Source organism: Microbacterium sp., assembly GCF_030149085.1.
GTDB lineage: Bacteria > Actinomycetota > Actinomycetes > Actinomycetales > Microbacteriaceae > Microbacterium.
The window spans coordinates 1-8,875 of record NZ_JASBSF010000180.1 but is presented as its reverse complement, the minus strand read 5'-3'; the positions used below and the strand labels follow the sequence as shown (position 1 = coordinate 8,875).

Genomic DNA, 8,875 nt, shown 5'->3' with positions numbered 1-8,875 from the left:
GAACAGATAGAGGTTCGCGATCTCGCGGGGGTCAATGGCGGCGTCCGCCAGAGTGAGACGCGCGAGGATGCGGCAGTAGGCGAGCTTGGCCTCAGTGCTCAGCGCTGATAGGTCGACGCCGTTCTTGTGCTTGCCCTGGAGACGACCTGCAACGCTCTGCCCGAAGGCAGTGAGCGTCGCGGCCGTCTGATCGGCAGACTTCTTCATCCCCTGCCCGACTCCGTCTGCGACCTCTACGGTCTTCGTCCAGCCGGAATTCGCCGCGCCCGCCACCTTGCGACCCGCTGTGTCAGCGACATCCTTGAGCCGGCCAAAATCGAGTCGGCGTGGTTCCGCCATCACACTGCCCCCCTTGCCATGCGGAAACGACGTCTGTCAACTCGCTTCCGTCACCCTGAGGCTACCCTCCCCCTCCGACACTCGCGGTGACACTCGGCCGCAGAGGAGCCGCACCCATCGTCATCGCCGCCGCCAACTCGCTCATCGCGGAGCGAGAGGCTGCGCGGCGCGTCAGTCCTTGTGTGCTCGCTCGACGGTCAGGCCGTAGCGATCCGGGACGCCGAGGTAGCGGATTACGATGAAACCGACCGTCTCTTGCGCTCTCTAGGAGCACCATGTTCCAACTGCGGGGTCAGATCAAACCGCCTACCCCAAGACAGAGCCTCTTCGGCTCGCTCCTGGGCCTGGCCTTCCTTCTACTTCTCGTGGGGATGCTCCAGTTCCTCCAGTACACGAGGACGACGGAGACGGAGGGGATGCTCTGGTGGCAGGAGACTCGCGAGATCCCGGCGGGCGAGCGGGCACCGTACCTGCAGGGAGCCATCGCCTTCTGGATCTTCGGCGCGATCGTCGCAGTGACTGCAATCTGGCTCATGACAAGGCGTCCCCGGCAACAGCGCGACAAGCTGAAGCGATATCTGCCGATTCTCAAGGGTGTCGAGTCGATGCCGGTTCAGCAGATCGCCGCCATCACCAACACGAACCCCTCAACGGTGTATCGCGACATCCAGAAGATGATCGACTCCGGGATGGCCGATGACATCTACCTCGATTACCAGGGCGAGCGGGTCGTCAGCAAGAAGTTCGTGCCGGATCGATCCCACAAGACCGTCGTGACCTGTCCCAGCTGCAACGCACGATCTGAGGTCATCGTCGGGATCACACGAACGTGCGCCTACTGCAACCAGCCACTCCCGCTGTGATTCAGGCGGATCCGGTCGTCAGAGTCCCATTACCTGCTTCTTCTTCGCGTCGAACTCTTCCTGGGTCAGAACGCCGGCATCCAGCAGTTCCTTGAGCTTCTTCACCGACTCGATCTGCTCGTCCAGGGAGGGGCTCGTCGCCTGACCCATGGTGGCGGCAGCTGGTGCGCTCGGCGCGGCGGTCTGCGGGCTGAGGCCCTGAACGAGACCCATGCCCAGCACGAGGCCCGGGGTGTCACCGAGGCCGTGGTCTTGAATGCCCTGAGCGATCTTCTGCTGGGCCATGACGTTGGAGGCCTGCTGTGAGATGCCCTCGAAGGCCGACATGCTCATCCGGTCGCCTGTGAACCGGCGGACCAACTCTCTGGACTGTGGGGAGAACTCGATGCTCTCGATGCCGACCTGGACCACTTCAAGCCCGAATCGTGTGCTCCAAGACCCAAGGGCTCCCCCGTCGTCTGCGAGGAGGTTCGCGATCGCAACGCCTTGCGCGGGCAGCTCGGCCATGCGGTACTCCGCAGACAGCGCGTTGACGGCGGAGAGGAACGCCTGGATGAACTCCGAGGCAAGCTGCCGTTGGGCCTCAGCGCTGTCGAACGCGTAGGACCGAGTGTTTGCGGGAAGGAAGTTCCTGACGAAGGCGACTGCGTCGACGACTCGTACCGAGAACGTTCCGTAGGCCATGATCTCGAGATCGGCGCTGTAGAACCGATCGTGATAGACCATGGGCGCACGGGTCCCGAACCGCAGTCCACGGATCTCGCGGAGGTTGACGAACGCGACCCACGTCTGGCCCGGTGTCTGTCCGCCGAAGGTGAACCGCTCTGCGGTCTGCCTGACGATCGACTCCATGATCCCGTCGCCGTCGAAGACGCTCGCCTGCCCGGCGAAGTACTCATACCCACCGGGAGTTGTCACGATCTCCTCAACGCCACCCTGGCTAAAGATGAACGCGGCGGTGTTCTCGGGAACGAGGATCTTCGAGCCGTTCGAGATCACATCCGGTGATCCCCGGAAGCTGTTTCCTCGCCCATCGGGCGCGGCTCGACGCACGCCAGGTGCGACCACGGTGGATTCCCCGAAGTGCCCCGCGGTGATGATGTCTTTCCACTGGTCGGCGAACGTGCCGCCGAGGGCCCCCGTGAAGGCCGGAATCAGACCCATTGCTAGCTCCCCCACTGCCAACGGCATCGGTCGGTCGCAGTCGTTTCACCGCGGTTCTCCGACTCCGAACCTACCCGTCGCACTCGACATGGGTGTGATGGCCGGAGCCTCCGGCGAGTGATTCCACGCTGAGCTCGCGGCCGCCCGGCGCGTTGCAGCCGGCGCAGGCGATGCCTCCAGCGGAGCACCACGCCCTGTTCGACGCTTCTTCCGAGCACGCCGCGGAGTGGTGCAACGCGCGATCTCTACCTCACCCAGCAGAGTCCCGAGTCAGTACATGAGATCGAGTCGCGGCTCGTCTGGCCGCCGGGCCGTGCATTTCGGGCCTGGGAAGGTTCCGCTCAGAGCTAGATCGGGACGTCAGGAAATGTCGTCTCGTTCCCCACAAGCCAGTCTCGAACATGACGATTCCAGCTCTCCCAAGCTGAGTTCCAGCCCAGGGTGTGATCAGCGCGGAACGTCTCCAGCTGGACCATGTCGGGACGGAGTTGCGCAAGTCGGCGGGCGGCAGCCGGCGGTGCCGAGGTGTCATCGGTCCCGTGCAGGATCAGCGCATGAACTGGCAGCGCCGTGGCGCGGTCAATCCAGTTGAAGCGACCCAGCGGCAGAGCCGACGGCAATCCGACCGAACGTGCGAGCGGACTCCACTGCAGCCACGGGCGAGCTAGCGCTGCGGCTTGCGGCGGCAGGCCGGCACGGGCGCAGTTCGCGGCAATGGTCGCGCACCAGTCGATGACGGGCGAGTCGAGGACGAGGCGATCAATGACACCGTCGAACTCGACGTCGGCGGCCACCTGTAGCGCGATTGCCCCGCCCATCGACCATCCGAACAGCACGACGCGGTCGGCGCCGTGCGCGATCGCGTACCTCACGGCGGCGCGAACATCGTCGGCCTCTGTTGCGCCGAGGGTGGAGCGACCAGATCCCACCGTGGGGCCCTCGCCGTCGTTGCGATAGGTGACGACGAGTGAGACGAAGCCGGCGTCGGCAGCCACCTTCACCCCACGGAGCGTGCCCGCGCGGGGGCTCGCCAGCCCATGAATGTGGATCGCCCAGTCGTTCGTCGCGTACCCGGCCGGGCGGATCAGCCACGCTGGCGCCGGCCCCACCGGCGTCTCCACAATCACGTCCTCGGCGTCGAGGCCAGCGTCGGCTGGATCGCGATAGTAGATGCCGCTCCACGACGCGCGCTGGCCGACTGACAGCGCGTCCGCGGGCGCGGTCGACTCGATCAGCCGCGTCACCGTCACAGCGTCCTCGCCAATGACCGGGCCGAGCCGTACCCACCCGCCGTCCTCGAGCCACAGGTTGTAGACGCCCGTCGCCACCGTCGATGGGTTGCGGTCGAGGACAACCGCGTCGTGGCCCTCATGCCGCACAATGCCGCGGACGATGAGGTTGTAGACCCTTCCCGATGGCGGTGCCGTTAGCCTTCGCGCGATCGCGAACCCGAGGCCGGCCGCCCCGGCGAAGAGGGCCAGACCGAGTCCGGCGACGGCCGCGACTCCTGCGCCCGCCTTCAAGGAATCGCCCTCGTCGCGAGGCCGCTACTCGAGCTACCCACGCCAGACCCGCGCCCAAGCAGATGTTCCTCCGCTGCCTCGACGATCACGCTCTCAGCATCGCTCAGATCGAACGAGACGCGTGGATCGACAGCGGCATCCCGGATCTCGACGAGCTGCCGGTGCAGCCGTGTCTCGGGGTCCGCTGCGCTGAAGCCAGCCACGTCCTGCTGGCTCATGCCCGGCCGGAAGAGGTTCGCCCGCTGCCAGATCGGCGTCGTCTGCGAGACGATCCGGCGCGTCGCACTGGCCCGCGAGCGAGCATGCATCCAGCGCATCGCCGGCTGGCTGGCCAGCCCCAGACAGAGGAAGAGGAACGTCGACAGGAACAGCGGACTGTATGCCGCACCAAGACCGAGCATCAGCGAGATGTCGCCTGCGAGGTGAGCGATGTCCATCGCGATCACAACGGCGGCCAGCGCGAGTCCGAGCGCACTTCCGATGAGGAGGGAGATGGCCGGCAAGCGGTCCACTCCCCTGCCGAGGCGGATCTGTCGGGTCGCGACCGCAGCCATCGCCGTCAACACGATCGCGTCATACACGAACTGGGTCATCGAGTACGCGGCTGCTGCGGGCTGTGCACCGTAGTCCAGCATGAAGGCCGTGGTCGTAACGCCGCGGTCAATGAACGCGAACGCGACAACGGTGCAGACAAGTGCCACCGCGAGGACAACTCGCCCGAGCGCGAACCGCACGATCCGCGGCCTGTACTCCGTCGCCTTGGCAACTGCGCGGCCGAGGAAGAAGATCCCGAGCATCAGCGCGAGATCGGCGACCAGGGTGACGAGGTTGGTGCCACCCAGCAGGCGATCGACCCACCGGTACAGACCATCGATGTTGAGCATCATCGCCACGGCAATGGTCAGGGCCGACCACAGGATGCTTCGATCGGCGCGTCCGCGGCGCAGGATGAGGAGGCTCGCAACGAGGAGCCACAGCAGCGCGGAAACGAGGATCTGGGTCACCCGAAGATCTCCAGGAACTTCGACTCGTGCATCACCGACCCTCGGATAGCGGCGGCGAGATGATCAGCGAGAGACTCGGCGGCGATCTCGTCCGCCGTGACGAGGTCTTGGCGCCTGAGGAGACGACGACGCGTCAACGGCGCGATGTCGGGAAGAAGAGGGTCGGTGCCATCCGTGCCGTCGTCGTGACCGTGGTCGAGAATGATGTGCGCCAACTCGTGCAGAACAAACTGCTGCCGGTGAAGCGTCGACTCACTCCGGGCGTGGATGACCAAGTCCTCCGTGTCCCTGATCAACCACAGGGCGCAGATCCCGTCATGGTCAGTCAGGTCCGCCAGCTCGACGATCCGCAGCGGCCGGCCGCGCCGACGCTGCACCGCGCTCACGAGCTCATCGAATGAGAAGGAATCCCCGAGCTCGAGTTCCTGTAGCGCCTCCGGCGCACGCGTTGCGACCTTCACTGTGTCCGTCACTTCCCTCCAGAGCCGTCGGCCGTGATCACCGTCCGCGGACCGCGTGCGGCCGACTCCTCGTTCGATTCGTTGTCGAGGAATCGGGTGATTGCCTGGAGCGCTTCGGGAGAGATGTCGCCCAGCGTGCGAGCTGCGTAGGACTTGACCTTCGCAGCTCGCATGGCTCTGACGAGATCGAGCTGCGCGGCAACCTTCGCCGGCATTGGCGCATCGGCGCCGTCGGCGAGGAAGGCGGGATCCACCTCGAAGTACTCGGCGAGCGCTTCGAACAGCGCGCGATCCTGCACGAAACGATGACCGTTGACCATGTACGTCCAGCGCGATCGGGACAGGCTGACGCCCCGCGCCTGGAGGAACGCGGCGATCTGCGAATACGTCGGCTCCTCGCCGGACTCCGCGATCGATACGTCGAGCAGCAGTCGGAGGCGCTTCGCCAGTTCTTCTGCTGCCATCTTGCTCTCGTCTTCCGGCATGTCTTCACGACCATCCTTCGCCTCGGGCAGGGAAGGGACTCCGTTGGGCATGCCCAACGACCCAGTTGAGGATGCTCAACCTACTCGTTGGCCATGCCCAAATCAACCGTTGCGCTCACGCGACGACAGGTGCAAGCATGAACGCCTCACGCTGTTGAGCATGCTCAACAGCATCCGCGACGCTGCGGCGATCCAAGAGAGGTGCGACATGTCGAGACAAGCACTCCACCCGACTCGACCGAGAGTGCAGCCGACGGCCAGTCGACTAGAACTCCCCCAGCACCTGCTCGAGCCGCATCACCATCTCGGTCACCTGGGCGTCATCGACGGTGTAGCGGACTCGCTGCCCGCGCATGGCGACGTCGCGCGGCGGGTCCGCGAGGATCAGACCCGCATCGAGCAGCTTCTCGAGCCCATTGGCGATCGTCATCTTCGGGAGCTCGATCGCCTCAGCGATCTCGGAACGCGTCAGTCCAGGGTTCTTCCGCAGAAGACCGATGATGGTCGCCTGCATGACATTCCCGAGCGCGTTGATGGGATCCTCCGCGTAATCACTGTTCGCGGGGCGGGCGTAGCGAGGCACGAGCCCAGTTTGGCGCACCGCCCCGCCGTCGTCCACAGAAGGGATTCAAAAAATGCTTCACAAATGGAGTGTACGGCTATATGCTTCTCTCATGTCAAGCGAAGCGACCCCTCTCAACGCGGCCCGATCCGGCGCCGCGTCAAGGCTGTCGCGCTGGACGCTCACCACTCGGGCAGGTGACGGCGGCCGATGACAACTCCACGGAACACCCGGCGCACGCGAGGCATCGTGTGGGCGATTGTCGGCGGAGTGGTGTTGCTCATCGGCATCCTGGCGATCATCGTCGCGTCGCTCTTCTCGGGCGGCGAGACACCGACCCCTACCGAGACCACTCCCCCGGACTCGACGCCGACGACCGAGCCCACCGAGCCGGCGACGGACGAGTTCGTCGACGCATCCGTCGCCGAAAAGGGCTGGGTGCCGGAGCCGATCACAACGGATGCCGAGACCTACGTCCGGGCGGCGCTGGCTGCGGCATCCACGTTCGACGCGCAGTTGAGCACCCGCGCCGAGTGGCTCACCTACCTGGACACGTGGTTCACGCCCGACATCCGGTACACCTCGGAAGAGGACCGCGCCTCCGACATGCAGGCGTCGCAGCTCGAGCTTCGTCAGGGCGTCGTGCTCCCCGAAGCGGAGTGGGACTCCCTCGCGAACGAGGACGGCCGCGTCACCGCGGCGGTCACAGGCGACGTCGAGTTCGCCGAGGTGCCCGATGACGCGTCGGGCGACATGAGCATCGGAACGGCCGACGTCGTGCTGACGTACACACGCTCGGACGGCAACGGCGGGGAAACCTCGTACGACGACACGGTCCGCGTGAGCGTCCAGGTCCTGTGCGGCGAGGGATCGGTCCCGACGCCGGACACAACGCAACAGGAAGGTGACTGCAAGGTCGTCCGCTACTTCTCGGGGTCATTGGAGCCCTGACATGGGAGCCCCGGTCGCCGCCGCAGCAGCCCTCGCGAACACGAGGATCGGGCGGAAGATCGCGATCGGGATTCTCCTCTTCGTCGCGCTCGTCGGCGGGATGCTGCTGACCCCGCTTATCGCGATTCCGTTCGCGGTGGCGGGCGAGCAGGTCACTCAGGAGGTCGAGACACAGGCGGCTCCGGTCGCGAACGGCGACTGGGGATATCCGCTCGCCGGCGGCTACTCGAAGGGTCGCGGGTTCGGGTACAACCCGGTGGTCGGATGCAGCTACTGTTCGACCAACCACCAGGGCTACGACATGGCTCAGGGCTGCGGCGCGACGATCTACGCCGCGGGCCCCGGCCGCATCATCACTGCGGGTTCGTTCCACGGCTGGGGGAACACGGTCCGCATCGACCACGGCGGCGGCCTCGTCACGCTCTACGGGCACATGCAGTGGGGCTCGATCCGCGTATCGGTCGGTGATGCCGTCGAAGCCGGAACGGCGCTCGGCGCCGAAGGCAATACGGGCCGCTCGTTCGGCTGCCACCTGCACTACGAGGTGCAGCAGGACGGCGCCGCCATCGACCCTCAACCGTTCATGGCCGCTCTCGGCCTTCCGCTCAAGTGATGCACCGAAGGAGAACACCATGCGATACCTACTGACAGTGCCGGCCGAGGTCGACATCCCCGACATCGAACCGGACTTCACAGCGCCCTTCTTCTCCGGCTTCCAAGTCGTCGCCTCGTACATCCTCGCGGGCGCGATGATCGTGGTCCTGATCATGCTGATCATCGCCGGCGCATCGCTCGCCTTCCGTGGCCTCGCCTCGGACCGCATGCGCACCTGGGCCGGCGAGAACATCCTCTGGATCTTCATCGCCGCCGCCGTACTCGGAGCCGCGAGCGGACTGTTCCAGTGGTTCGTCAACTTCGACTTCGGCTTCTGATGCGCATCCTGCGTTCGCTGCTCGTCGGCGCGATAGTCGGGCTCGGCCTGACCCTGACCGCGCTGACCCCGGCGAGCGCAGCAACGGCATCGGTCAACACCGCACCGGCTGCGGCGAACGCGACGCCGGTGAGGGGCGAGCCGTGGTCCTCCCCCGCGTACCCCGTCGACTGCTTCCGCGTCGACGCGCAGATCACCTGCACGCCGCAGAACACAGCCGACATCAAGCCCCAGCAGTGCTTCATCAACGTGTTCGTCGATGGAGCGAAGGCGACGGTGTGCACGACGGACGAGTCTCACGTCTCCGCGATCAAGACGAGCGGCGGCAAGCCGCTGCTCGTCGAGTATGGATGCTCGCTGGGCGACGTCGTGTGTGTCACGTTCGAGAACGCCGGTCGCGGCATGGCGCTGTCGGCGACCTCGATGATGTTCGCTGTCGCACAAAACATGCGCTTTGACACGACCTCGCTCCTGTGGACGGCCGCGACGAACGAGTGGTCGTTCTGGCAGTGGGCGATTCTCGCCGTGCTGTTCGGCGCGATGGTGTGGGCGGTCGCTGCAGCGATCGTCTCGGGCGACCGCGCGGAGCTCG

At 65.7% G+C, this 8,875-nt stretch carries 11 protein-coding genes and 1 pseudogene; 5 read left to right on the top strand and 7 right to left on the bottom strand.

The annotated features are described in order from the left end of the window. Positions 1-339, bottom strand: a pseudogene (locus Q1V87_RS07245) (TerB family tellurite resistance protein); the annotation flags it as partial. A 275-nt stretch (positions 340-614) separates the two neighbouring features. On the opposite strand from Q1V87_RS07245, the gene Q1V87_RS07240 reads away from it, so the two are divergent. Continuing rightward, positions 615-1,202: a hypothetical protein gene (locus Q1V87_RS07240; RefSeq protein ID WP_300591491.1), complete on the top strand. Its 588-nt coding sequence runs from the start codon at positions 615-617 to the stop codon at positions 1,200-1,202. An 18-nt stretch (positions 1,203-1,220) separates the two neighbouring features. Here Q1V87_RS07240 and Q1V87_RS07235 read toward each other — a convergent pair whose 3' ends face one another. The 6 genes from Q1V87_RS07235 to Q1V87_RS07210 form a co-directional block, all read right to left on the bottom strand. Further along, positions 1,221-2,366 (bottom strand): SPFH domain-containing protein, encoded by a 1,146-nt coding sequence (locus Q1V87_RS07235; protein ID WP_300591490.1) that lies wholly within the window; start codon positions 2,364-2,366, stop codon positions 1,221-1,223. A gap of 347 nt (positions 2,367-2,713) precedes the next feature. Beyond that, on the bottom strand, positions 2,714-3,889 hold the full coding sequence (locus Q1V87_RS07230; protein ID WP_300591489.1) for an alpha/beta fold hydrolase: 1,176 nt from the start codon (positions 3,887-3,889) through the stop codon (positions 2,714-2,716). Beyond that, on the bottom strand, positions 3,886-4,893 hold the full coding sequence (locus Q1V87_RS07225; RefSeq protein WP_300591488.1) for a hypothetical protein: 1,008 nt from the start codon (positions 4,891-4,893) through the stop codon (positions 3,886-3,888). The genes Q1V87_RS07230 and Q1V87_RS07225 overlap by 4 nt, the downstream gene beginning before the upstream one ends. After that, a complete protein-coding gene (locus Q1V87_RS07220) occupies positions 4,890-5,366 on the bottom strand; it encodes an ImmA/IrrE family metallo-endopeptidase (RefSeq protein ID WP_300591487.1) in 477 nt (158 codons plus the stop codon). The genes Q1V87_RS07225 and Q1V87_RS07220 overlap by 4 nt, the downstream gene beginning before the upstream one ends. Continuing rightward, positions 5,363-5,890, bottom strand: coding sequence for a hypothetical protein (locus tag Q1V87_RS07215; protein ID WP_366945415.1), 528 nt, complete (start codon positions 5,888-5,890; stop codon positions 5,363-5,365). Before Q1V87_RS07215 ends, Q1V87_RS07220 begins: the two co-directional genes overlap by 4 nt. Positions 5,891-6,104: 214 nt before the next feature. Further along, positions 6,105-6,422, bottom strand: a complete 318-nt coding sequence (locus Q1V87_RS07210; RefSeq protein ID WP_300591486.1) for a winged helix-turn-helix transcriptional regulator — start codon at positions 6,420-6,422, stop codon at positions 6,105-6,107. 189 nt (positions 6,423-6,611) lie between these two features. Here Q1V87_RS07210 and Q1V87_RS07205 point away from each other — a divergent pair, with 189 nt between their 5' ends. From Q1V87_RS07205 to Q1V87_RS07190, 4 genes are all read left to right on the top strand, one after another. Then, entirely contained in the window at positions 6,612-7,352 is a 741-nt protein-coding gene (locus tag Q1V87_RS07205; RefSeq protein ID WP_300591485.1) for a hypothetical protein, read from the top strand. 1 nt (position 7,353) lies between these two features. Next, positions 7,354-7,965: a M23 family metallopeptidase gene (locus tag Q1V87_RS07200; protein WP_300591483.1), complete on the top strand. Its 612-nt coding sequence runs from the start codon at positions 7,354-7,356 to the stop codon at positions 7,963-7,965. Between the two features lie 19 nt (positions 7,966-7,984). Then, positions 7,985-8,284 (top strand): hypothetical protein, encoded by a 300-nt coding sequence (locus tag Q1V87_RS07195; RefSeq protein WP_300591482.1) that lies wholly within the window; start codon positions 7,985-7,987, stop codon positions 8,282-8,284. Next, positions 8,284-8,875 (top strand): hypothetical protein (locus Q1V87_RS07190; RefSeq protein ID WP_300591481.1); only part of this gene is annotated, 592 nt, incomplete at its 3' end. The genes Q1V87_RS07195 and Q1V87_RS07190, both read left to right, overlap by 1 nt.

Coding starts and splice junctions, on each gene's coding strand:
- Q1V87_RS07240 (WP_300591491.1), top strand. CDS start 615: ATGTTCCAACTGCGGGGTCAGATCAAACCGCCTACCCCAAGACAGAGC.
- Q1V87_RS07235 (WP_300591490.1), bottom strand. CDS start 2,366: ATGGGTCTGATTCCGGCCTTCACGGGGGCCCTCGGCGGCACGTTCGCC.
- Q1V87_RS07215 (WP_366945415.1), bottom strand. CDS start 5,890: ATGCCCAACGGAGTCCCTTCCCTGCCCGAGGCGAAGGATGGTCGTGAA.
- Q1V87_RS07205 (WP_300591485.1), top strand. CDS start 6,612: ATGACAACTCCACGGAACACCCGGCGCACGCGAGGCATCGTGTGGGCG.
- Q1V87_RS07200 (WP_300591483.1), top strand. CDS start 7,354: ATGGGAGCCCCGGTCGCCGCCGCAGCAGCCCTCGCGAACACGAGGATC.
- Q1V87_RS07195 (WP_300591482.1), top strand. CDS start 7,985: ATGCGATACCTACTGACAGTGCCGGCCGAGGTCGACATCCCCGACATC.